General features: G+C 62.0%; 20 protein-coding genes and 1 pseudogene. 10 read left to right on the top strand and 11 right to left on the bottom strand.

Features of this window, described 5'->3' with window-relative positions; genetic code table 11:
• Nucleotides 1–41 precede the first annotated feature (41 nt).
• Nucleotides 42–419: an EF-hand domain-containing protein gene (locus tag E1748_RS04825; RefSeq protein WP_133645998.1), complete on the top strand. Its 378-nt coding sequence runs from the start codon at nucleotides 42–44 to the stop codon at nucleotides 417–419.
• A 73-nt stretch (nucleotides 420–492) separates the two neighbouring features.
• On the opposite strand, the gene E1748_RS04820 is transcribed toward E1748_RS04825, so the two are convergent.
• From E1748_RS04820 to E1748_RS04800, 5 genes are all read right to left on the bottom strand, one after another.
• Nucleotides 493–2,814 (bottom strand): TonB-dependent siderophore receptor, encoded by a 2,322-nt coding sequence (locus E1748_RS04820; protein ID WP_166653504.1) that lies wholly within the window; start codon nucleotides 2,812–2,814, stop codon nucleotides 493–495.
• A gap of 126 nt (nucleotides 2,815–2,940) precedes the next feature.
• On the bottom strand, nucleotides 2,941–3,951 hold the full coding sequence (locus tag E1748_RS04815; RefSeq protein WP_133645996.1) for a FecR family protein: 1,011 nt from the start codon (nucleotides 3,949–3,951) through the stop codon (nucleotides 2,941–2,943).
• Nucleotides 3,952–3,993: 42 nt separating this feature from the next.
• Complete coding sequence (locus E1748_RS04810; RefSeq protein WP_133645995.1) at nucleotides 3,994–4,488, bottom strand: RNA polymerase sigma factor; 495 nt, start codon at nucleotides 4,486–4,488, stop codon at nucleotides 3,994–3,996.
• Between the two features lie 461 nt (nucleotides 4,489–4,949).
• Nucleotides 4,950–5,342, bottom strand: coding sequence for a hypothetical protein (locus E1748_RS04805; protein WP_133645994.1), 393 nt, complete (start codon nucleotides 5,340–5,342; stop codon nucleotides 4,950–4,952).
• Between the two features lie 67 nt (nucleotides 5,343–5,409).
• Entirely contained in the window at nucleotides 5,410–7,107 is a 1,698-nt protein-coding gene (locus E1748_RS04800) for a S10 family serine carboxypeptidase-like protein (RefSeq protein WP_166653503.1), read from the bottom strand.
• A gap of 423 nt (nucleotides 7,108–7,530) precedes the next feature.
• Here E1748_RS04800 and E1748_RS04795 point away from each other — a divergent pair, with 423 nt between their 5' ends.
• Complete coding sequence (locus tag E1748_RS04795) at nucleotides 7,531–9,477, top strand: CocE/NonD family hydrolase (protein ID WP_133645992.1); 1,947 nt, start codon at nucleotides 7,531–7,533, stop codon at nucleotides 9,475–9,477.
• A 67-nt stretch (nucleotides 9,478–9,544) separates the two neighbouring features.
• Here E1748_RS04795 and E1748_RS04790 read toward each other — a convergent pair whose 3' ends face one another.
• Nucleotides 9,545–10,270, bottom strand: a complete 726-nt coding sequence (locus E1748_RS04790; protein ID WP_133645991.1) for a DeoR/GlpR family DNA-binding transcription regulator — start codon at nucleotides 10,268–10,270, stop codon at nucleotides 9,545–9,547.
• A 250-nt stretch (nucleotides 10,271–10,520) separates the two neighbouring features.
• Between E1748_RS04790 and E1748_RS04785 the strand changes: the two genes are divergently transcribed.
• Nucleotides 10,521–10,952 carry a DoxX family protein gene (locus E1748_RS04785; protein WP_133645990.1) on the top strand — a complete coding sequence of 144 codons (432 nt, stop codon included), beginning with the start codon at nucleotides 10,521–10,523 and terminating at the stop codon, nucleotides 10,950–10,952.
• Nucleotides 10,953–10,992: 40 nt separating this feature from the next.
• Complete coding sequence (locus E1748_RS04780) at nucleotides 10,993–11,265, top strand: hypothetical protein (RefSeq protein WP_133645989.1); 273 nt, start codon at nucleotides 10,993–10,995, stop codon at nucleotides 11,263–11,265.
• Between the two features lie 93 nt (nucleotides 11,266–11,358).
• Here the strand turns inward: E1748_RS04780 and E1748_RS04775 are convergent, their stop codons facing one another.
• Both E1748_RS04775 and E1748_RS31415 read right to left on the bottom strand, forming a co-directional pair.
• Complete coding sequence (locus tag E1748_RS04775; RefSeq protein WP_133645988.1) at nucleotides 11,359–12,828, bottom strand: MFS transporter; 1,470 nt, start codon at nucleotides 12,826–12,828, stop codon at nucleotides 11,359–11,361.
• Between the two features lie 158 nt (nucleotides 12,829–12,986).
• The gene (locus E1748_RS31415) at nucleotides 12,987–13,271 is read right to left on the bottom strand and encodes a hypothetical protein (protein WP_166653482.1); all 285 of its coding nucleotides are present in this window, start codon (nucleotides 13,269–13,271) and stop codon (nucleotides 12,987–12,989) included.
• Here E1748_RS31415 and E1748_RS04770 point away from each other — a divergent pair.
• Entirely contained in the window at nucleotides 13,182–14,885 is a 1,704-nt protein-coding gene (locus E1748_RS04770; RefSeq protein WP_133645987.1) for a carboxylesterase/lipase family protein, read from the top strand. The two genes, E1748_RS31415 and E1748_RS04770, sit on opposite strands and share 90 nt — an antisense overlap.
• Before the next feature lie 170 nt (nucleotides 14,886–15,055).
• On the opposite strand, the pseudogene E1748_RS04765 reads toward E1748_RS04770, so the two are convergent.
• Nucleotides 15,056–15,130, bottom strand: a pseudogene (locus tag E1748_RS04765) (carboxymuconolactone decarboxylase family protein); the annotation flags it as partial.
• A gap of 139 nt (nucleotides 15,131–15,269) precedes the next feature.
• Here E1748_RS04765 and E1748_RS04760 point away from each other — a divergent pair.
• Entirely contained in the window at nucleotides 15,270–15,965 is a 696-nt protein-coding gene (locus E1748_RS04760; RefSeq protein WP_133645986.1) for a glutathione S-transferase N-terminal domain-containing protein, read from the top strand.
• Between the two features lie 151 nt (nucleotides 15,966–16,116).
• Here E1748_RS04760 and E1748_RS04755 read toward each other — a convergent pair whose 3' ends face one another.
• Both E1748_RS04755 and E1748_RS04750 read right to left on the bottom strand, forming a co-directional pair.
• Nucleotides 16,117–17,277: a branched-chain amino acid ABC transporter substrate-binding protein gene (locus tag E1748_RS04755; protein WP_420819315.1), complete on the bottom strand. Its 1,161-nt coding sequence runs from the start codon at nucleotides 17,275–17,277 to the stop codon at nucleotides 16,117–16,119.
• Between the two features lie 183 nt (nucleotides 17,278–17,460).
• Complete coding sequence (locus tag E1748_RS04750) at nucleotides 17,461–18,375, bottom strand: dihydrodipicolinate synthase family protein (RefSeq protein WP_133645984.1); 915 nt, start codon at nucleotides 18,373–18,375, stop codon at nucleotides 17,461–17,463.
• A 235-nt stretch (nucleotides 18,376–18,610) separates the two neighbouring features.
• On the opposite strand from E1748_RS04750, the gene E1748_RS04745 reads away from it, so the two are divergent.
• The 4 genes from E1748_RS04745 to E1748_RS04730 are packed head-to-tail and all read left to right on the top strand — an operon-like array spanning nucleotide 18,611 to nucleotide 22,318.
• Nucleotides 18,611–19,567, top strand: a complete 957-nt coding sequence (locus E1748_RS04745; RefSeq protein ID WP_133645983.1) for a 4-hydroxyproline epimerase — start codon at nucleotides 18,611–18,613, stop codon at nucleotides 19,565–19,567.
• Nucleotides 19,564–20,703: an NAD(P)/FAD-dependent oxidoreductase gene (locus E1748_RS04740; protein ID WP_133645982.1), complete on the top strand. Its 1,140-nt coding sequence runs from the start codon at nucleotides 19,564–19,566 to the stop codon at nucleotides 20,701–20,703. Before E1748_RS04745 ends, E1748_RS04740 begins: the two co-directional genes overlap by 4 nt.
• Nucleotides 20,700–20,984 carry a (2Fe-2S)-binding protein gene (locus E1748_RS04735; protein ID WP_133645981.1) on the top strand — a complete coding sequence of 95 codons (285 nt, stop codon included), beginning with the start codon at nucleotides 20,700–20,702 and terminating at the stop codon, nucleotides 20,982–20,984. Before E1748_RS04740 ends, E1748_RS04735 begins: the two co-directional genes overlap by 4 nt.
• The gene (locus tag E1748_RS04730) at nucleotides 20,981–22,318 is read left to right on the top strand and encodes an FAD-dependent oxidoreductase (protein ID WP_133645980.1); all 1,338 of its coding nucleotides are present in this window, start codon (nucleotides 20,981–20,983) and stop codon (nucleotides 22,316–22,318) included. The genes E1748_RS04735 and E1748_RS04730 overlap by 4 nt, the downstream gene beginning before the upstream one ends.
• The last annotated feature ends 63 nt before the right edge of the window (nucleotides 22,319–22,381 follow it).

Raw genomic sequence — 22,381 nt, 5'->3', positions numbered from 1 at the left:
CGAAGGAGCAAGACAACATGGTGATGCAAGGTACAAACGGTATGACGCGATTCGTTCTGCTGGCGATGATGCTGGCAAGCGGGCTGACAGTAGTCGGCAAGACGGCGCAGGCTCAGGTCTCCAATCCTGCGCCGACTCCGCAGCTTCACCTGTCGGATATCGATCCGCCGATTCCGCAGCCGGGTTTTCAGCTCCAGGCGCCATTGCATCGTGCATCCGGTGCCGAGTTGCGCAATCAGGCGCTCGACAATCTTCGCAAGAAGTTCGAAGTGGCGGATACGTCGGGCACGGGAGCCATCACGGCTGCGCAGGCCAGCCAGCACAACCTGAATTTCGTCGCGAAGCATTTTGCGCAGATCGATACCGGGAAGCGCGGGGTGGTGACGTTCGACGATGTCAGGCGCTATCTGCAGCGGTAGTTCGTCGAGCGAAATAGATCGTGTCCACGATTCATCGTGGACACGACAGTCGCCGGGGCTTCGCCCCATCGATTCAAAAATCGTAGCTGCTGCTCAGATAGAAGAGGCGTCCCGCTTGCAGCTCTACGTTCCCCAACGCGTAATCGCCGTACAGTCGGCGATTGAAGACGTTCTTTACGCTCAACGTGGCCGTCCAGCGTCGAGCGCGGTAATAGACGCTGGCGTCGGTACGGGCTTGACCTGGTACCGGATGCATGGCTGCCTGACTGTCGCTCGCGCTATAACGGCTGCGCGCCCATATGCCGACACCCGTCCCCCATCCGTGTAGCGGTTCGCCCTGGAAATCGTAGGTCGTCCATAAGCTTGCCGCATGGGTCGGCAACTGCCCCCATTCGTTGCCCGGAGATTGCAGGTTGCTGTAGGTATAGCTCGCAATGACATTCCAGCCCGGCAACAGGCGTCCGGTCATATCGAATTCAACTCCGCGATAAGCGAAGTTCGGCGAGATGACGTAAAAGCCCGGATGAGCCACATCGATCTGCGCGGAATCCGCTTGCCGGCTTCGGAACAGTGCTGCTGTTGCGGTAAGCCGGTCGTCCAGCAACGCGAGTTTCACGCCGGCTTCGACGGAGTGGCCCACTCTCGGTGGCGATGCGTGTCCATCGAACGTGAGAAATGCGTACTGCGGCTGGAAGCTGTGCGTCGCGTTCGCGTAGACGGTAACCGCATCGGTTAGCCGATACGCGATGCCGATGCCCGGCGACCAGTTTCCCGCGCTGTTCGATGAAGAACCGGTTAGCGCGTGAGTCGTCCAGATGCGGCTGTGCGTCAGGTTAAGCAACACGCGTACGGGACCCCATGCAATCTGATCCTGCACGTAGAGCACGGTCTGGGTGTCCGTCTCGGCGGGCATCTCCGTGATGCCCTGCAGCGCGATGGGCGGCAGCTGCGGCGACGGAAGCGCAGCGCTTTCAGTGAACCCGGTTCCACGGGTCTGTGCGTACCGGTCCGACGACCACGCGAAGCCTGCCAATAACGTTTGTCTGACCGGGCCCGTGTTGACCTTCATCTGCAGATTGTTGTCGAGGCTGATCTGATTTTGCTGAACATGATTGGTCTGCGCGATGAAGTGCCCGACTGACGGAGTATCGGAGAGTTGCGTGAGCTCATAGGCCTTGAAATCCTGTCTTGTCGCGTCGTACCGGGCCTTGCTGTGGAACGTCAGCGAACCGGCGAGTTTGCGCGTGTAGTCGTAGTACAGCGACGTGCTGTTCGACATGAAGCCGTCGTCGGGACGGCCTAGCGGCGACGAAGACTGTAGCGGTCCTCCCGGGAGAAGCAACGAAGTCGGCGCGACAGGGACGCGGCTCGTGTGCTGCTCGAACCCGACGACGAGGCGCGTGCGCGCATCCTGCCAGCCGATCGACGGCGCGACGTAGAAGTCGCGTTGACCGTCGTAGCCCATGAAATCTCGATCGGCACGTTCGGCGGAAATCACGAAACGGTATGTCAGATTTCGATTGTCCAGAATCGGGCCGGCCAGATCGAGCGAACCTAGCCAGTCGCCATATGATCCGGTTTGCACGGTGAACCGATGAACCGGATCGGCCTGCGGGCTTTTCGTCACCACGTTGACGATGCCGCCCGGATCCATGCTGCCGGCGAGTATCGAATCGGCACCCTTGAGCACTTCCACGCGCGACAACGCGACTGCCGGTAACGAGAGAGGAATATCGCTCTGGGTGACCGCGATCGGCAGACCGTTGATCAGCACCGGCGCCATAAATCCGCGGATGTATGGTGTGCCGTGCGTCGTGTAGGTTTGCGTGCGCTCGATCGTGACGCTGCTGACGTTACGCAATGCATCCGGGACGGATTGGTCCTGCTGGCTTTCCAGTGTCTTTGCGGTGAGGATTTCGATCGATTGAGGAATGTCCGCGACGGGTGTGTCCGTTCGTGTGACGAGCGATGACGATTGAGCGGCAAACCCCAGATCCTCGGTTGCCGATTGAGCGGTCACCGCGATCATCGGTAGAACCGTGGTGGCCTCTGTAGCTGCGGTAGCGAGGGGCGGTGGTGCGACTGGCTGCGCGGTCGATCGCTCGATGACGTACGTGCTCTCGTTGCGTTTTTGCGCAGTGAGTCCTGTGCCTTGCAAAAGACGATCGATCGCTTGAGAGAGCGTCAGCGTGCCCGACAACGCGGGCGCATCATGATTCGCCGTGAGCGCGGCCGGCGCGAGGATATTGACGTTGCCGTCGCGCGCGAGTTGCGAAAGAGAGAGCGCGAGCGATTGAGCCGGCAGCTCGACGGTCGTCTGCGCATGTGCCGCGATACCTGGCAGCATCGCCAGCATGCAGCGCACAAGCAGCTTCGTCGTCCTGCTGGCTGTCATTCGCGGTCTCATCGATGCGTGGCGCGAGTGATCGCGTGCGGCTTGGGGTTGACGGGCAGCATGCTGCTTCATCGGCGATCCGCATCCGGATCGCACGCGTCAAAGGCTTTTGTTCGTGGTCAGGTTCTAGCGGCGCGATGCGACGACGGCGGTGCCGTCCGGCTTCATCGTGACCGTGACGGGCGCGACGGACGGCAGCGTCTTGAGCAACTGGTCCGGATCGGCAATCGAGAATCCACCGGTCACGCGAAACGTGCCTGCGCGTTTGTCGGCGAGTACGATCGGCTGCTTCCGGTAGCGTTGCAATTCATCGATCACGTCGCTGATGGAGGTCGCGTCGAAATCGAGGCGTCGCTTTGTCCAGTCGAGCATCGCGGTCACGGCCCCGGATCCGGTGACCGGCACGACAGTGGTTCCGTTCATGCGCAATGCTTCGTGCGCGGTCAAAAGCGTGGGTGGCGTGTTGGCGGACGATGTCACCGACACCTGTCCTTCGAGTACCGCCACGCTTACGCCGTTAGCGGCACCATTGACACCGTCGGCACCATCGAGCAGCCGGACACTGAACTGCGTACCGACATCGCGAATCTCGGCCGTACCCGCATACACGTGAAAAGGGCGCAGCGCGCTGTGCTTGACCGAGAAGAGCGCTTCACCCCGCTCAAGCGTCAGTTCCCGCGAGCGCAACCGGTTGACGAAGCGAATTGCCGTATTCGTGTTGAGCAGCACGTGGCTTCCGTCTTCGAGATCTAGAGACGCTTGCTGTCCGATCGAAGAAGACATGTCCTGCCGCGATTGCACAGGATTGATGACCCATACGGCTGTGATAGCCATCGCGCAGCACGCGAGTGCGACGCCCGGCCAGAGTCCGGACAGGCGAACGGCACGCGCAGATTGGCTCGGCGCAGGCGTGCGATTGTCGAGCTGCCGCGGATAGCGGCTGCGTAAAGCAGCAAGGTTGCTGTCCACCGCGCGATTGGCGGTTTCAAGTTCGGCGATATAAGCGAGCCGTTCCGGGATCTGTGCGGTCCACGTATCGATAGCCGCGAGCGCGGCTTTCTTTTGCTGTGCATCGCCGAACTGCGCGGAGGAAAACAGATCGTCGGCGTGATCGCGCTCGGACTGGTTCAACGACATGGGCGCGGCGATCCGGGAAGCAATGCACGCGCGACACAGTGCCTATCGAAGCACGACGCGACACTCGCGCATCGCCTGCACCAGATACTTGCGGATGACCGTGGGGCTGATGCCCATTTCGTTGGCTGCTTCTTCATAAGTCATGTGATGCAGTTTGCAGAGAACGAAGGCTTCGCGGCAACGGGGCGGCAGCGCATCGATGATCGCGCATAGTTCGTTGACCGTCTGGCGACCCGCAAGCGAACGCTCCGGCGTAAGTTCGGAGTAGGCGAGCCGGTCGAGATCGTCTTCGGTATCGTCGACTGACCGCCAGGACACACGGGACACGCGGCGGCCTCCGTCGATCTGCAGATTACGTGCGATGCCGAACAGCAGGCCACGGGGCGAGTGTACCTCATGGCTTTGCGCATAACGCAGCGCCCGTTCGAACGATGACTGCGCGACGTCGGCAGCGTTATCGGTATCGAGTTCGCGCGTCAGCACGCGCTTCAACTCGTAATAGCCGCTGACCAGTTCATCGAAAAGCCCCTTAGCCAAGGTAACTCCGAGCGAGTGCAATAAACCGCAGATTGAGATGCGAATATTCAGATGCGAATTTCATGTGACTAGCACACGGAGGTGACATCAAATCAATGAGGCCGATTTTTACGCGGTAAGAATTTTGGTGTCAAGGAACGCTGCCGCAAGCAGGAGCGGGTCGCCTGTAAGGCGTGATTTTTCGTTTATTCCGCGTATCTGTGTGTTTTTTTGTCTCAATGATGACCAGGGTTGCTAAACATATTTATGTCGAGGCGGGAAATGTTTAGCGATTTCGTGTAAGACCAGATTCAGCAGTAGAGGCAATTGCCAGATCACTGTCTAAAGACGACGTTGTTGAGGAACGTTGAATATTGCCGAGGCACCCGGCGTTCGATTGATCGATATGGACGTGCCGATGCCATCGATAGAACGCTTTGTCCTATCGATGGCATCGGCAGTGCTTAGACTACAGGCGTACGTTACGACCCTGCGAATGCCGGTCCGTTTTTGTGCCTGAGGTAGCGTTCGAGGTCATCGAAGCTGATATACCCACCACCTGAGCGATCGATTTCGCCGAAGTGGTCCGCGACGTAACCGAGACCCGCCTGCTTCGCTCCCGCCTGCGACAGAAGATGTGTCGACGGATCGGCTGCCGCGTCGAAGCGGCGCTTCATGTTGGCGATTACCTGATCCCTCAACGTTTGCCCCTGCGGTTCTGGAACGGCTGTACCGGCTGGGTCGGGCGGCGGCGTGACAAGCCTGTCTCCAACCTTGAGCATGCGTACCGGCGCCTGTCCGTCGGTCGCAGTCGAAACACCGTATTGAGTTGCCTGGACCAGAGAGGCCGCCATCAGCCCCGTCACGATCAGCATCGTTTTTGCACAAAGAAATTTCATCGTTGCCTCATTTCAATCGAAGTGATCCGGATCGATGCGCTCTTTAGCGCGCGGCGACAGTTGCCGTCGATGCAGTGCCAAAGAAACTGTCGATGGCCTGCTTCATCGGCTGCCGTGAGTCCTTGGTCAGGTAGATCATGTGGCCGCCCGGAAATGCCTTGATGGGTACGGTCGAAGCCAGACCGGCGCCGCCCAGATCGAGCTCGCTTTGATGGAGCGGACAGGCGAGATCGTGATAACCGTGGAACACCACCACCTTCAGCTTTGGATCGAGCGTCAGTGCGTCGGTCAGATCGGGGAGTGAGGTGGGGTGATTGGACTTGTCTGTTCCGTGCTTCCAGTTCCACATGTTTATGGGGGCGTTCGGCTCCAAAGCGTATTTCGACTTGCTCGTGTACCCGAGGAAACTCGGCAGGAAATCAGTGATTTCGTTCTGGAACGCGAGATCGTTATAGCTTTGCGCATCGTATGTCGCGCTCACAGGAATGGTGACCATGCCGTTGTAGCGATCCATGTGCGAGGAATCACTTCCCAACCCGAGCCGGGTGAGCATGTCAGACTGAAAGTCGCTGGGTTGCATATTGAAGCTCAAGGCCCAGTTTGCAGTCGTGAGACCCGTCTTTGCCGCGAGTGCGCTGAACACAGTCTGTTCAGTTTTGATCACAGCTTGTACATCGCTGGGAAGGGAGCTTGTGTCGGTAGACGGATCCCACACTTTGTAGGGGAGAGAGAGGTATGGCACCAGTGAGGGAGCCCAGTACTGCGCTACATAGAATCTCATCTGACTCACGTAGTCGGGGAGTGTCGAACTGGCCGCAAGAGGATCTGTTGCCACTTTCTTCGAGTACGCAACCGCGCCGTAGGTCGGCACATACCCTTCGCATGACACGTCCCCGGACATATCGCAATTCGTCTTGTAGCTCAGGATCGGCGAATTCAATATGACGCCGGTCAAAGCCGGCCCGCCTTGCCCTGGACTTCCCGCCTGCTCGAGCAGATCCGCGACGATCGGCGTACGGATACCGCCGTACGATTCGCCGTACAGATACTTGGGCGACGTCTGCCGTTTGTTGACCGCGATGTAGCGCGCAATGAAATCGCGGAACGCTTTGGTGTCCTGGTCCACGCCCCAGAAGTCCTTGTTCTTGTGCGGCGCGATGGCTTCCGAAAAACCGGTGCCGGGCGCGTCGACAAAAACCAGATCGGTGTCGTCGAGCATGCTCACGTCGTTGTCGACCAGCGGGAAGCTCGTGGGCTGTGTCTGCAACTGATCCGGCGTAAAGCTGGCCTCGTCCACCTGGAACGTCTTCGGCCCCCACGAGCCCAGATGAAGCCAGATGGTTGACGACCCCGGGCCGCCATTCCAGAAGAACGTCACCGGACGCGTGCCGAGCGGCTGGTTGTCGCGCGTATAGGCCACGTAGAAAAACGAGACCTCGTTGTCGGCTGGCTTGGACTTATCGGCATTGGGCGCGACGGCAGTCAGATGCCCGGCCGTTGCCGTGTAGTTCATCGCCTTGCCGTTGAGCGTGATCGTGTGATGCGTGACGGCGGCCTGATCGAATGCGCTGTTCGATGGAAGCGAGTCATTCGGATTGCTGCTGTACGTATTGGGATCGGCATAGCGCTGATCGGATAGCGCCGCGGGGCTGGAAGCCGGCGATGCAGGCGATGCGCTTTTTTCGGTGGGACTCGAGATCTTGTCGTCACCACCGCATCCGCTCAGCAACGCTACAGCCACGCTGAATATGCATCCGTACCGCGCGCCATAGATAAATCTGTCGACCATTGCAGAACCTCGTATTGATGTTAATTGTTTGTGAACGGCGTTTCCAGCAGCCGTGAGGTAACCCGACATCCGGCTACGACTCATGCCTCGGTTTGCGCAGTCATGGCGTCGTGCTCTAAAGACGAGTGCCGCGAGAGAACGGACCCGTCGCTCCGAAAAAATATTTTCTTCACGCGATGCGTGCGAGTGAACACGTGCGTGTATCGCTGATTTAGCGGCCGCCAAAGAAATATTTCGCCGCTGTCCTGGTCCTTTGTCGATCGCCATACGTCTAACACCATTGCAGGTCTGCTGACGATCCAGCGTGCATTGCGCATACGCCGTCGCTTTGCAGCCGCTACGACAACAAAACCAGAAGCTATCGCAGGAGGACACATGAAGCATCGAGAATGGCTACCGCCGTATCTGACTCGAAAGAGCCTCGCATCGATCTTCGCCGCACTGTTGACGCTCACCGCGTGCGGCGGTGGACACGATCAGCCCGGTGCGGCGAACAATGCATCGAGTAGCAGCGCTGTCACAGCGACACCTCAAACGGTGACGACGACACCCGACCCCGCACCGTTCAAACCGCCTGTGCCGACGCCCGGAGTCGGCGCGCAGTTTGCGAGCTCACCGACGGGCATCGCTTACCCTGCGCTCAGCACGCTGTACCCGGGGCACAACGGCCCTACGGTGGACGACGGCATGGTGCTCCCATGGCTCTCGATGCGCGCGCCGAAGAAATTCAGCGCGACGGTGCAGACGTCGTTCGATACCGACCACGACGGCAAGAAAGATCGCATCGCGCTGCGCATCGTGCAGCCCGCTGAAGTCGACGAGGGGTTGAAGACGCCGGTCATCGTCAGGCCTTCTGTCTATTACGCGGACCCTGACTACGCGACGAAAGAGCGGGAGCCGTTTCTCGGCGAGGAGGAATATGTGCGGATGGGCTTTACCGTCATCTATGCGGATTCGCTCGGTACGAATCTGTCGGATGGCTGCTGGTCGGTAATGGACTCGACCGAGAGTGAGGCAATGGCTGCGGTCGTTCGCTGGCTGACCGGCGACAAGTCGGCACCGGGGTTCGACGATAAAGGTAATCCGTTAAGCGCGAGCTGGTCCACCGACCACGTCGCAATGGAAGGGATCTCATACGGCGGCACGCTGCCTTCGATGGTTGCCGCCACCGGCGTGCCCGGTCTGGAAGCGATTGTTCCCGTCGAGGGGATCAGCAACGGCTACGACTATTTCCGCTACAACGGCGTGACCTCCGATGTGATCGGAACGATTGGTCTGACCGACTATCTTTCCGCGGAAAGCTCGACGCGCACTGCTAAAGCATGTGCACCATTCTATAAAGAACTGTCCACACAATCCGACGACACGACGCTCGCCTACAACGATTTCTGGAAGGCACGCAATACGGTATCGCATGCCGATCGGATCAAGGCCGCTACGCTGGTCACGCAAGGGCAGGACGACAACAACGTCAAGACGAAGAACGGCGTGCAGCTCTATCACGCTTTGTACAATCTGAAGAAGCCTGTGCAGCTATGGCTGCATAGCCGTAACCACGACGATCCGGTCTGGCAGAAGGAATGGGCGAAAGAGGTGCTGCTCTGGTATTCGCGCTATCTGTTCGGCGTGAATAACGGTGTGGAGACGCAGCCCAGCTACGCGCGCGAAACGCCCGCAGGCGACAAACCGACCGGCGGCAGCGATACGAGCAACAATCCGGACAACAGCAACGATACGCTCACCGGCCATTGCAAAGACGGTCATAACCCGAGGGACTGCATTCCGACGGGCGAGCTCATCGTGAAGGAGCAGGCATGGCCCGCAACACAGGCTGTTCCGTACTATCTTCGCGGCGACGGCACGAAGGGAGGGTTGTTCACGCCGGGCACGACGGATGGAGTCGATGGTAAGGCGATCAGCTTTGACAGCACGCATCCCATTTCGTATGAGAGTGCGCCGCTTGCCAATGCAACACGCTATGCCGGCACGATCATGATTACGATGAACGGGAAGTTCTCGCCGGCGGTGACCAATATCAAGGCAACGCTATCGGTCGACGGTACGCCTGTCACGTACGGTTGGGCGAATCCGCGCTTCTACAAAGGCCTCGATCAGATCGCAACGATTACGCCGGGCTCGACCTACAGCTTCTCTCTGGAAATGATGCCGCGCGACTTTACAGTGTTGCCGGGCAGCAAGATCGAACTGAAGCTCGAGGGTTTTCAGGGGACCGCGCAGGTCACGCTCGATCTTGACCGGACAGCGGTGAGCATGCCGGTGGTGCCGGTGGCAAAGGTGATCGAGGTGATGAAGCTGAACTAACGTGAAAGCGGGCCGCGCGAGCGGCCCGCAATGCGACGATCAAGCAACGGCTCGCAACGGCAGCAGGCTACTTCCTCTTCCGAAGCTGCTGCCCCTTCTCGGTAATGATCGAATCGAAATCGTCGATCTGCGAAAACCGCACCGCCTTCAATACGCCGAACTTGCTCGTATCGACGACGAGGTGTCGCTCCACCGCGCTCGCCATCGCCGCCTGCTTCAACGCAACTTCGTGGAAATTCCAGCACGTCACGCCGCGTTCCGTGTCCACGCCGCCCGCCGAGATGAACGCCTTGTTGATCCCCATCCGTCGCAGCGTCTCCAGACTTTCATCGCCCGCGAACGAGTCCGACGACGGCACGTACACGCCGCCGAGCAGGATCATCCGCACATTGGGCTTGCGCCGCAAAATCTCCGCGACGTTCAGCGAATAGCAGACCACCGTCACGTGCCGCTCGGCGGGAATCAGCCGCGCGAGCGTAGCGAGCGTCGTGCCGCAATCGATGAACAGCGTCTCATTGTCGCCGATCAGTTGCGCGGCGAACGCGGACGCGTCGGCCTTCGCCTGCGCGAAGTGGTCCTTTTCCTGCTCGAGTGAATAACCGGCGGTGTTCGGCACATCCGTCGCGCTGACGATGTAGCCGCCGAGATAGGTGAAATGCCCCGGACTCGCGGCAATGTCGCGGCGCACCGTCATTTCCGACACGCCGAGCAGCGTCGCGGCATCGCGCAGACGCATCACGTTCTGTCGGGCGAGAGCATCGGCGAGCGCACGCAGGCGTTCGGATTTCAGCATGGAGGTTCCGTGGAGAATGCGCCGTTACGCGTTAGTTTTCGTTCGGGTTCGTGAAAAGATTATAACAAGCGATTCACACGCGGAACATACGGTTTTCACGGGTTTTCGTGCGGCACGATCCGTGCCGCAGTGCTTCACAGCACGCGGTTTCGCTTGGAAAAGGCACGCAACGCACATATGCTGACGTGAGCGCCCGGGAACTGTGGCCGCGCAGCCCGGTCTTCTGCTTAATTCATTACAGGAGCCCTTTATGACGCGTCCCGTCGATTCCGGCGTGATTCTTATCGCACGCATCGCCCTCGCTGTACTGTTCCTGTGGAGCGGGGTGATGAAAGTCCTCGGTTACGCGGGCTTCGTTGGGTACCTGCAATCGAAGGGCGTGCCCTTCGTGCAGATCGCCGCGCCGATCGCCACGGCGGTCGAAGTGCTCGGCGGCCTGTTTCTCATCCTCGGCTTCAAGATCCGTCCGCTCGGTCTCGTGATGGCGGTCTACACGATCGCGACGGCGGTGCTCGGCCACGACTTCTGGAACATCACGGACCCGGCGCTGCAGCACGACATGCTCATCCATTTCTGGAAGAACGTCGGGATTGCCGGCGGCTTTCTGCTGCTGTGCGTGACGGGCGCGGGACGCATCAGCATCGACGGTGCACGGGCGCCACGCAGCGGGCTTGGGCTGTGATGAATGCGGCGCTGCGGCATCCGCACATAGGGAGGACACGATGATTCAAAACTTCGAACAGACGATCGACGGCCAGGAAGTCACCTTCTGTGCGAGCCTCGGCGAGGGGCCGACGCCGCATCGCGTGATCATCAGCGAGGCCGAATCGGCGAAGACGCTGGTCGTGCTGGATGCGTCCGGTTTTCTCAGTGCGCTGAAGGCGGAGATCGAGGAACCGGAGAAGCTGATCGCCGGTGCGATCGAGAAGGTGCGCAGCGAAGGATTGATCGAAGCGGCGTTGAGGTCCGGCACGATTCAGCAGGCGGCGTTGTAACGCGTTAACGCGCGCGGTACATGCAGGGCAGTAAATAACAGCCACGATGCGAATGCATCGTGGCTGTTCGCGTTTACGGCTTACGGCGGTGGCTCACTCCTGGGCGGCCGCCGCACGCGCTCCCTCTTGCACGCCGTTGCGCGTATGCGGGTGCGGATGCACGAGACTGCCGAGCACCACGCCGACGAGCAGCAATCCAACCGAAATCGCCGTCGCCGATTGCACACCGGACACGATGTGCGCAGCACCCCCGCCGCTCGCGAGCGCGCCGAATGCCGCGACGCCGACCGCACCGCCCGCCTGACGCGCGGTGTTCAGGATCGCCGATGCGGTGCCCGCGCGCTGCGGTTCGACGCTAGCGAGGATGGCTGTCGTCATCGCGGGCACGGCGAGGCCCATGCCCGACGGGATCAGCAGGAACGGTACTAGCAGTCCAATCAGCGGGGTCTGCGCGTCGGCGAAATGCAGCAGTCCGTAGCCGAGCATGCCGGTCAGCGCACCGATGATCATCGGTACGCGCGAACCGTAGCGCGCGACGACCCAGCCACTCGCGACGTTCGACACGAGAAAGCCGCCCGTCAGCGGCAGGAACGCGAGGCCGGCCTGCAACGGCGTGTCGCCGCGCACCTGCTGCAGATAAAGACTCAGTACGAACACGACGCCGTAATACGTGAGATTCACGCAGATACCGAACAGCACGGCCGCGCTGAACGTGCGGTTGCCGAACAGCGGCAGCGGGATCATCGGTGCGCGTACGCGGCGTTCCACTGCGATGAACGCGCAACCGGCAACGAGCGCAAGCAGCAGTCCGCCCGCGACGAGCGGATGGCCGAGACCGAGCGGACGCCATTCGATCACGGCGGCCGTGAACGCGGTCAGTGTGACGATCGCGAGGCCCTGGCCCGGCAGATCGAGGCCCCGGCTCGTGAGTGCAGGGCCGCGTGTTGCGTCGGTGGATGGGTCGGATGCAGGCAGCCACAGGAGGGTCGCGCCGAGGCCGATCGCACACAGCGGCAGGTTGACGAGAAAGATACTGCGCCAGCCGAACGCGGCGATCAGCAGTCCGCCGATTACCGGCCCTGCGGCGATCGCAATCGCGCCGGCCGCGGTCCACAGTCCCACGGCGCGGGCACGCAGCTTCGGGTCGTGTCCGCACGCGCGATTGAGGAGCGCGAGCGAGTTCGGCAGCATCGCGGCGGCACCGACGCCTTGCAGGGCGCGCGCGGCAACGAGCGTCGTCGCATTGGTCGCGAGTCCGCATGCCAGCGACGCGAACGCGAACAGCACAATGCCGGCCGCGAACATCCTGCGCGCGCCGAGCCGGTCGCCGAGCACGCCGGCCGACAGCATCAGCACCGCGAACGACAACGTGTACGCATCGACGATCCATTGCAGGCCCGCGACGTTCGCGTGCAGGTCCGTACCGATACGCGCGAGCGCGATGTTGACGATGGTCACGTCGAGCTGTGTGACGACGAAGCCCACGCTGACCGTCGCGACGATGCGTGCAAGCGCCGGCGTAAGCGAAGCGTGGGAGGACGGGGGAGAGGAGGTCGGGTTCATGGATACAGAGTAGACCCGAACGGGCAGCCGATGTTTCGGTGTCGGTTGAACTATGGCGGCGTGTCTTAGTGGATTGCTTCGCACCATTCTCCACCAGATCGACCGCTGCCGCAGTGTGGCTAACTTTGATAAGAGATTGGCGGCATTCGCAAATGACACTACAAAAGTCGCCATGATAATTTTCTGACTGAACTCGCGTTCTGACGAAAACAAAAAAAGGAATCCTCTTCATTGCGATCGGTAAGCATCGCGATCCCGCGATGCATCCCTGCATGGACACAAGAAGATTCTGCCGACCCGGACATCGTGCGTCGACGATGGACCGCAACCATTCCAATATCAGGAGACAACCCGTGGTCCAGATTTTGCGCGCCGCTACGGCGCTTATTGCTGTTTTGCTCGCGCTGCCTCTGGCTGCGTGTGGCGGCGGTGTCGACGATCATCCTGATCCTCCTCCTGTTACGCAACGCGTCACGAGCTTCGGTGCCGTCAACGGGCTGGACCGTAGTGCAACCACAGGGGTATATGCATGGCTCGGTGTTCCTTATGCGCAGCCGCCGGTAGGCTCTCTACGATGGATGCCGCCTGTCGATCCCGCACCGTGGACAGGCGTGCGCACCGCGCAGCAGTTCGGGCACGCATGCGCGCAAGGCGGCCGATACTTTAGCCCGGCTCCGAACGATGCACCGTATGGCCTAGCAGTACGCGATGGCTTCGGCAAGCCGGTGGGCGATGAAGATTGTCTGACGCTGAATATCTGGAGCCCCTCGACGAAGCAGGGACCGCTACCGGTCATCTTCTTCATTTATGGTGGCAGCAACATCTCCGGTTACTCCGCCGATCCGGTTTACGACGGGCAGGCGCTTGCGAAGAAAGCGAATGCAGTCGTCGTCACGATCAACTACCGCCTGGGCATTCTCGGCTGGCTCGACTTGCCGCAGCTCAAAACCGGTAATGCGCTAGCCGATTCCGGCGATTTCGCGCTGCTTGATCAGTTGCAGGCACTGAAGTTCGTCAAGGCCAACATCGCCGCGTTCGGCGGCGATCCGGCGAACGTCACCGTGATGGGCCAGTCTGCGGGCGCGGTCAATGTGTGGGGGCTGCTGGTTTCGCCGCTGTCGGCGGGACTGTTTCAGAAGGCCGTGCCACTGAGCGGCGGGATCGCGAATGCGTCGAGGACGACGGCGCAAAGCTACTCGAAGGCGTTGCTCGACGCGATCGTCGTCGCCGACGGCAAGGCGACCGACACCACCTCAGCCGAGACCTGGCTCGCCACGCAATCAACTGCGCAGGTGGCAACCTATCTGCGCAGTCTGCCGGCCTCACAACTGCTGACCGTGATGCTTGCGAATCCGCAGCTCGGCAACGCACCTGCTCCGATCGAGGACGGCAACGTGCTGCCGGTCAATTCGATCGCGGCGCTTGCGGCAGGGCAATATCAGAAGGTGCCGGTGCTCGCCGGCAACACGAGAGACGAAGGCACGCTCTTCGCCAGCCTGTTCGGCACGATTACCGGTACTGGTATTTCAGGCTTCAAGCCAAGCGACTATGACCGCTTCAGCCTGCAGTTCAACTTCGATCCGAATGCGCCCACCACGCTTACGCAAGGCGATCTGATCAATGCGGCCTACCTGCCGGTGACGGCGTTGCCCTTCGGCTGGAATGCAATGACGGCGGCTACGACGAACCTGGTTTTCCTTGGGCCGGTGCTACCGCAACTCACGTCGCTGGCCGCGCAGCAGCCGGGCAAGGTCTGGTACTACCGCTTCGACTGGGACGAGGAGCCCGCACCGTTCAACACCGTCTACGGTGCGACGCATGCGATGGACTTGCCCTTCATGTTCGATAACTTCGGCAGCAACGTGTTCTCGTTCGCGTATAGCAACGCGAACAGGCCGGGGCGCGAGGCGTTATCGGATGCGATGATCGCGAGCCTCGCGGCCTTCGCGAAGACCGGCAATCCGAACACGCCGTCGCTGGGCGTCAACTGGGCGAACTTCCCGGCGAAGGTGGTGATGGACGCGTCACCGACGCAGTTGCAGATCACTGCGCAGTAACGGGAAGCGGGTCTGCGAAGCACGGCTTGCGCAGCGCGGACCCGCATGGCGATGTGGATCGCGCACGCGACAAACCGTCGTCCGATGGTCGCCATGTACTCGATGGGCGAACAGTCCTGGTACATAAAAATTCCTCAATCCTGGTCCTTTCTTAAGATTCCGCAGGAAGCGTTCGCCTCCGTGTAGCCGGCATCGCGTACGGCTTTCACATCGGCGTCGCTGACCTGACCGCGTGTCTCGATGACTGGTCATCCGGTCGCGTCGATCTTCTCTGACGGTGAGCGGTTTCATCTGACGAGGGCTTAACATGGAGGCCCGGACGCGCTCCGGATTATCGGGAACGCGTCTGGATTTCCATGCGTCGACCCATCCGGGAGAAGAACATTGATACTCAATCACTCGATTTTTACACGCTGGCCGGCGAAGCACCCGGATCGGCTCCAGCTATTTTCTCTGCCGACGCCTAACGGCGTGAAGGTAGGGATCATGCTCGAGGAGACGGGCCTCGCCTATGAGCCGCATCGGATCGACATCATGGCGAACGAGAACCAGGATCCGGCTTTTCTCGCGCTCAACCCGAACGGCAAGATCCCAGCGATCTACGATCCGGATGGGCCGGGCGGCGTGCCACTGGCGCTATTCGAATCGGGAGCGATTCTGATCTATCTCGCCGACAAGACGGGGCAGTTTCTCTCCGTCGATCCCAACACGCGGTACGAAACGATCCAATGGTTGATGTGGCAGATGGGAGCGGTAGGGCCGATGTTCGGGCAGGTCGGCTTCTTCAATAAGTTCGCTGGCAAAGCGTATGAGGACAAGCGTCCGCTGGAACGCTATGCGACCGAATCGGCGCGGCTGCTCGGTGTTCTCGACAAACGTCTCGAGGGCCGCGACTGGGTGATGGGATCGGACTACAGCATCGCCGATATTTCGTTGCTCGGCTGGGTGCGCAATCTGATCGGTTTTTATGAAGCGCGCGAGCTTGTGGGCTTCGACCGCTTCGTTCATGTGGGGACGTGGCTAAGCCGTGGCCTCGCGCGTCCAGCCGTGGAGCGCGGGCTGCAGGTCACTGCGGCCTGAAACGGAGTCGGGGAGAAAGCAATGGATGTGGTCGTGGATGGCACGTCCAATCGAGAGGCGCGGTTATCGATTCACGGGGCGCGCGTAACGTAAAAAAGCCGGCAGCGCATCGCACCGCCGGCTCGCAGGCCAGTTCAAAAACCCTTAGCCTTTAGCTCTTGCCGCCGATCGTATCGATCGGCGAAAACGCCCCTTGCTGCACCTTGTAGATCGTGACCGGCGCATCCTTAAGATCGCCCTTCGCGTCGTAAGCGATATCGCTCGACGTCACACCCTGAAGCTCTGTCTTGTGCAGGAACGGCGTATAGACCTTCGGATCGGTGGAGTTCGCGTTCTTCATCGCGGTGAGCAGCGCGATCGTGCCGTCGTATGAGTACGGCGAATACGTGACCGGCTGTTCATGGAAACGCGCCTGATAGCGCGCTTCGAAGCCCTTGAAGCCCGGCATCTTCTGGTTAGGCAGGCCGCCCATGTAAACGATCGCGCCTTCCGCTGCCGTGCCGCCCACTTTGAGGAAGGTCGGCGACTTCGACATCTCGCCGGTGATGAACGCCGACTGCATGCCGAGCTGCCGCATCTTGCGGATCATCGGCGACGACTGTGCATCGCCGCCGCCGTAGAACACCGCATCGGGATTCATGCCCTTCAGGTTCGTGAGGATCGCCGCGAAATCAAGTGCCTTGTCGTTCGTGAAGTCGCGCTTGATCACGGTGCCGCCCGCGGTCTTCACCGCCGTCGCGAATTCATCGGCGATGCCCTGGCCGTATGCGGTGCGGTCGTCGATGATCGCAATGCGTTTGTACTTCAGCGTCTTCACGACGTACGTACCCATGATGCTGCCTGCCTGCGAATCGCTGGTGAGCAACCGGAACGTGGTCTTGTAGCCGCGCGCGGTGTATTGCGCGGACGTCGCCATCGAAATCTGCGGCAGGCCCGCGCGGTCGTACAAGTCAGACGCCGGAATGCTGGTGCCCGAATTGAAGTGGCCGATGATGCCGCGCACGTTGTCGTCGATCAGCCGTTGCGCGACCGTCGTGCCGGTGCGCGGATCGGCCTGGTCGTCTTCGGGTTCGAGCACGAAGTGCACCGGCTTGCCGCCGATCGACGGATGCGTTGCGTTGAAATCGTCGATCGCGAGCTGCACGCCTTTCTGCATGTCGACGCCGTAGTTCGATTGCGGCCCGGTGAGCGGCGCGGCAAAGCCGATCTTCACGACGTCCTCCGTTGCCGCTTGCGCGCCGCCCGCTAGCGTGGCCGCTACGGCGGCCGCACAGATCGATGCAAACGCGAATTGCCCTGCACTGAGCTTCACTGGCTTCATTGCGATGTCTCCCGTCTTTGTGGATGCGCGAGCGTGTGCCGACGCTGTGTGCGCCATGTCGTTCGCTTGATGTCGACCTGGGTGGCCTGGACTGCTTGCCGCGTTTCGCCTTTTGCGCGCGGCGTGAACTGCGGCGGCGTGCGCGTGTGGGAGCACACGCCGCCGGGTTCAGATTCAGAGCGTCGATAACGTCGGGAGGGCCGGACGCGTTTCGATCGAATGGCGGATCAGCGCTTCAACCGCCTTGCGTTCATCGCCGACGAGCGGCAGACGCGGCGGACGGACCGGCTCGGTACCGAGACCGACAATCGTTTCCGCGAGCTTGATGTTCTGCACGAGCTTCGACGACACGTCGAGCGCGAGCAGCGGCGCGAACCAGCGATAGATCGCGCGTGCTTCTTCGAGGCGTCCTGCCTTGAGCAGCTTGTAGATAGCAACTGTCTCGCGCGGGAACGCGCAGACGAGACCCGCGACCCAGCCGTGCGCGCCCATCAGGATCGCTTCCATCGCGAGGTTATCGACGCCGCACAGGATCGCGAAGCGGTCGCCGACCACGTTGATCAGATCGGTCACACGCCGCACGTCGCCGCACGATTCCTTGATCGCGACGACGTTCTTCTGGTCGGCGATTTCCGCGAACATGTCGGGCGTCATGTCGACGCCGTACGCGAGCGGGTTGTTGTAGATCATCAGCGGCAGTGTGGTCGCACCGGCGACGCTGCGAAAGTGCTGCAACGTCTCGCGACGGTCCGACAGATAGCGCAGACCCGGCAGCACCATGTAGCCGCTTGCGCCGCGTTTTGCGCCGGATTCAGCCTGGCGGCACGCGTCGAGTGTGCTGTTTTCCGCGATCGTCAGAAGAACCGGCACGCGTCCGCGTGCTGCTTCGACGGCGATGTCGAGTACTTCGAGCTTGTCGTCGAGCGACAGCGTCGACGCTTCGCCCAGCGACCCGCACACGATGATCCCGTCGACGCCCGCGTCGATCTGCGCATCGATGTTCTTCGCGGTCCATTGGCGGTCTATGCTGAAATCCGCGTTGAACTTGGTGGTGACCGCAGGCAATACGCCTTCCCAGATATGCGCCACGACTGCTCTCCCGATGGTGTTGAGTGTGATGCAGTGTAAGTATCGAAAAAGTGCGCGTCTTGCGTGATTCGCGCGTGCCGGATGACGATTTCGGCACAGCCGCCGCGCGTGGACCGCCGCGCGGCGCGGCGCATGGGAAGTGCTTCGATGCGGTATCGCGCGTTGTGCCGAAATCGTCACGATCGACGCGCAACGGCGACAAGACTCGCCAGCCCGCGCTTCCTACCATGGCGGCATGAAAACCCTAGACTTCATCGACTCCCATACGGGCGGCGAACCGACACGCGTTGTCGTGTCGGGCGGCCCGGATCTTGGCAACGGCACACTCGCCGAACGGCTCGAACGTTTTCGCACGCAGTTCGACGCATGGCGCGCGGGCATCGCGATGGAGCCGCGCGGCTCGGACGTGATGGTCGGCGCGCTGCTGTGCGAACCCGACGACCCCGAATGCGCGGCCGGCGTGATCTTCTTCAATAACGTCGGCTATCTGGGCATGTGCGGACACGGCACGATCGGACTCGTCGCGTCGCTTGCGCATCTCGGCCGCATCGGACCGGGGCGCCACAAGATCGATACGCCGGTCGGTGTCGTCGAGGCGACGCTCAACGACGACGGCAGCGTCGCGGTGCGCAACGTGCCCGCGTATCGGCTGCGCAAAGACGTGACCGTCGACGTGCCCGGCTACGGGCCGTTGACTGGCGATATCGGCTGGGGTGGCAACTGGTTCTTCCTCGTCGCCGATCACGGACGCACGCTTGTTCCGTCGAACATTCCTGAGCTGACGACGTTTTGCGACGCGATCCGCGATGCACTCGACGCGCAGCACATCACCGGCGACGACGGCGCGATGATCGATCACATCGAACTGTTCGGTCCGGGCTCGGCGGCGGGTATCGATAGTCGCAGCTTCGTGCTGTGCCCGGGCAGCGCATACGATCGCTCGCCGTGCGGCACGGGCACGAGTGCAAAAGTTGCGTGTCTCGCGGCCGACGGCAAGCTCGTCGAGGGTGCGGTGTGGCGGCAGGAAAGCATCATCGGTAGCGTGTTCGATGCGAGCTATCGTTATTCGAGTGACCAGAGTGACGGCCGCACGGTGATTCCCACGATCACCGGTCACGCGTACATCATGGCCGAAGGGCGTCAATGTTTCGACGAGCGCGACCCGTTTGCGTGGGGCGTGCGTAGCGCATGATCGCGGATGCGGTGGTCGTGGGCGCCGGGATCGTCGGCGCGGCGTGCGCGGCACAGCTTGCCGCGCAGGGGCTGACGGTCGACGTGATCGACGCGCGGCATATCGGTGGCGGCGCGACGGCCGCGGGGATGGGTCATCTGGTCGTGATGAACGATTCGCCGGCCGAACTTGCGTTGACGCGCTATGCGCGTGCGCTGTGGCTCGAGCTTGCGCCTCAGTTGCGTCCACGCGATGCGTTCGCGCGCTGCGGCACGTTGTGGATCGCCGCCGACGAAGAAGAGTGGACCGCCGCGCAGGCGATGCACGCGGCGTTCGCCGCACAGCAAGTGACCGGCGAACTGCTCGACGAACATGCGCTACGTGCATGCGAGCCCGCGCTCGCGCACGGCATGGCAGGTGGCCTGCGCATCGCGGACGACAGCATCGTCTACGCGCCGACCGTCGCACAGTGGCTGCTCGAAGCATCGCCGGGTGTGGCGAAGATTCGCATGCGCTGCAATAGCGAAGCAGTTGCCGTCGATGCACATGGCGTCATGCTCGCAAACGGCGAGCGCGTGCCCGCGAAGCAGGTCGTCGTCGCAAACGGGATGGGCGCGCAGCGATTGATTCCTGCGTTGCCGTTGCAGCCGAAGAAAGGTCATCTGCTGATCACCGATCGTTATCCCGGCTTCATTCGCCATCAGTTACTCGAACTCGGCTATATCAAGAGCGCGCATCACGCGGCGGGGACATCGGTTGCGTTCAATGCGCAGCCACGGCCCACAGGTCAGTTGCTGCTCGGTTCGTCGCGGCAATTCGATACGACCGATCCTGCCGTCGAACTGCCCGTGCTCGCACAGATGCTGAAGCGCGCGGCGCGCTATCTGCCGTCGCTGCCGTCGTTGAACGGCATTCGCGCGTGGACCGGTTTTCGTGCGGCATCGCCCGATGGTCTGCCGCTGATCGGGCCGGCCGGCGACGTCGCACCGGGCGTGTGGCTCGCGGTCGGACACGAAGGGCTCGGCGTGACGACGTCGCTCGCGACCGCGCAACTGCTCGCCGCGCAGATGCTGCACTCCGCCGCGCCGATTCCGTACGAACCTTATCTGCCGCAGCGGTTCGCCGCGTTGGGCGATGCAGCGGAACGCGTGCTATGAACGTATCGAAGGAAAGCAACGTGCCGCTCGTGCAGGTGACGATCGACGGCTACGCGGTTCGCGTACCGGCCGGCACGAGCGTCGCCGCTGTGCTCGCGATGCCGCGCTTGCGCGGAACGCGTACGTCGGTGAGCGGGCAGCCGCGCACGGCCGTGTGCGGGATGGGGATCTGCCAGGAGTGCCGCGTGACGGTCGATGGCCGCGCGCATGTGCTCGCGTGTCAGACCGTTTGCCGCGATGGGCTCGCGATCGAAACCTCGGTTACTTCGGGGCTGCGATGATTCACGACTACGACGTGGTGATAATCGGCGCAGGGCCCGCTGGACTCAGCGCGGCACGTGCGGCTGCGTGTGACGGCGCACGCGTGGCGCTCGTCGACGACAATCCGAGTGCCGGCGGTCAGGTGTGGCGCCAGGGGCCGGCTCATCCGCCGCAGGCACCGTTACGCGAACGGCTCACAGCGCTCGACGGTATGGCGAACGTCGACGTGTGGCCGTCCGCGCGGATCGTCGCACCGCTCGACCCGCATACGCTGCTGATGGAAACCGCCACGCAAGACGGCGTGCAACTGCGCTACGGCCAGCTGATTCTCGCGACCGGCGCACGCGAGCGGCTGCTGCCGTTTGCCGGCTGGACGCTGCCCGGGGTGACCGGAGCGGGCGGTCTGCAGGCGTTGATCAAGGGCGGCACGCCGGTGCGCGGCGAGCGCATCGTGATCGCGGGCAGCGGACCGTTGCTGCTCGCATCGCTTGCTACCGCGCGTGCGGCCGGCGCGCACGTGCTCGCCGTTGTCGAGCAGGCGCCGTGGACCGCGCTCGCGCGCTTCGGCGTATCGCTCGCGGCGACGCCGTCGAAACTATGGCAGGCGGTGCAATTGACGCGCGGCTTCGTGGGTGTGCGCTACTGGTCCGGCAGCACGGTGCGCGAAGCACGCGGAACCGAACGCGTCGAACAGGTCACGATCCGGCGTGCGAACGGTGCAGAGACAACGCTCGAATGCGACCGCATCGCGTGCGGTTATGGGCTCGTGCCGAACGTCGAACTGGCGCAGGCGCTCGGCTGCGCGCTTTCACCGGATGGCACGATTGTCGTCGACGATGCGCAGCGCACGTCGATCGATCACGTGTATGCGGCCGGCGAATGCACGGGCATCGGCGGGATGGAACTGGCTTGCGTCGAAGGGGAGATCGCCGGAAGCATGGCGAGCGCAGGGGTGCCGTCGTTGTCGTTGCGTGCAGAACGCGCACACTGGCAGCGTTTCGCCGAACGGCTCGACACCGCGTTCGCATTGAGCGACGCCGCCCGTGCATTGCCGCCCGACGACACGCTGCTGTGCCGCTGCGAAGACGTTGCGTGCGGCGACGTGCGCGCGCAACCCGACTGGCGTGCGGCACGCTTGCATACGCGCTGCGGAATGGGCGCATGCCAGGGGCGCGTGTGCGGCACGGCCGCTCAAACGCTGTTCGGCTGGGCGATCACGCGGGGCGTGCAGGGCATGCAGACCGCGCAGCAACGCCCTCCATTCGGCACCGCGCGGATCGGCACACTGATGGCCGCCGCCACCGACGATCCATCGACTTCCGACCGCATCGCCACCGCCCCGGCACAGCCCTGATTTTTTCGCGTGCGGCGCGGCCCTATAATCGACCGCATATTCATTTCACATGCCCTCATGCGC

The sequence above is a fragment of the Paraburkholderia flava genome (genome assembly GCF_004359985.1).
In the GTDB taxonomy this organism is placed as follows: domain Bacteria; phylum Pseudomonadota; class Gammaproteobacteria; order Burkholderiales; family Burkholderiaceae; genus Paraburkholderia; species Paraburkholderia flava.
Note: the sequence above shows the minus strand (reverse complement) of the source record. Positions and strands in the feature narration are given on the sequence as shown.

Excerpts from the sequence above, each read along its gene's own strand:
- E1748_RS04825 (WP_133645998.1), top strand. The coding sequence starts at position 42 with ATGACGCGATTCGTTCTGCTGGCGATGATGCTGGCAAGCGGGCTGACA.
- E1748_RS04820 (WP_166653504.1), bottom strand. The coding sequence starts at position 2,814 with ATGACAGCCAGCAGGACGACGAAGCTGCTTGTGCGCTGCATGCTGGCG.
- E1748_RS04815 (WP_133645996.1), bottom strand. The coding sequence starts at position 3,951 with ATGTCGTTGAACCAGTCCGAGCGCGATCACGCCGACGATCTGTTTTCC.
- E1748_RS04805 (WP_133645994.1), bottom strand. The coding sequence starts at position 5,342 with ATGCTGATCGTGACGGGGCTGATGGCGGCCTCTCTGGTCCAGGCAACT.
- E1748_RS04795 (WP_133645992.1), top strand. The coding sequence starts at position 7,531 with ATGAAGCATCGAGAATGGCTACCGCCGTATCTGACTCGAAAGAGCCTC.
- E1748_RS04790 (WP_133645991.1), bottom strand. The coding sequence starts at position 10,270 with ATGCTGAAATCCGAACGCCTGCGTGCGCTCGCCGATGCTCTCGCCCGA.
- E1748_RS04785 (WP_133645990.1), top strand. The coding sequence starts at position 10,521 with ATGACGCGTCCCGTCGATTCCGGCGTGATTCTTATCGCACGCATCGCC.
- E1748_RS04780 (WP_133645989.1), top strand. The coding sequence starts at position 10,993 with ATGATTCAAAACTTCGAACAGACGATCGACGGCCAGGAAGTCACCTTC.
- E1748_RS04775 (WP_133645988.1), bottom strand. The coding sequence starts at position 12,828 with ATGAACCCGACCTCCTCTCCCCCGTCCTCCCACGCTTCGCTTACGCCG.
- E1748_RS31415 (WP_166653482.1), bottom strand. The coding sequence starts at position 13,271 with ATGATCGTCGACACCGCCGCCACACGCAGCCAGAGGCAGCGCGAGCAA.
- E1748_RS04745 (WP_133645983.1), top strand. The coding sequence starts at position 18,611 with ATGAAAACCCTAGACTTCATCGACTCCCATACGGGCGGCGAACCGACA.
- E1748_RS04740 (WP_133645982.1), top strand. The coding sequence starts at position 19,564 with ATGATCGCGGATGCGGTGGTCGTGGGCGCCGGGATCGTCGGCGCGGCG.
- E1748_RS04735 (WP_133645981.1), top strand. The coding sequence starts at position 20,700 with ATGAACGTATCGAAGGAAAGCAACGTGCCGCTCGTGCAGGTGACGATC.
- E1748_RS04730 (WP_133645980.1), top strand. The coding sequence starts at position 20,981 with ATGATTCACGACTACGACGTGGTGATAATCGGCGCAGGGCCCGCTGGA.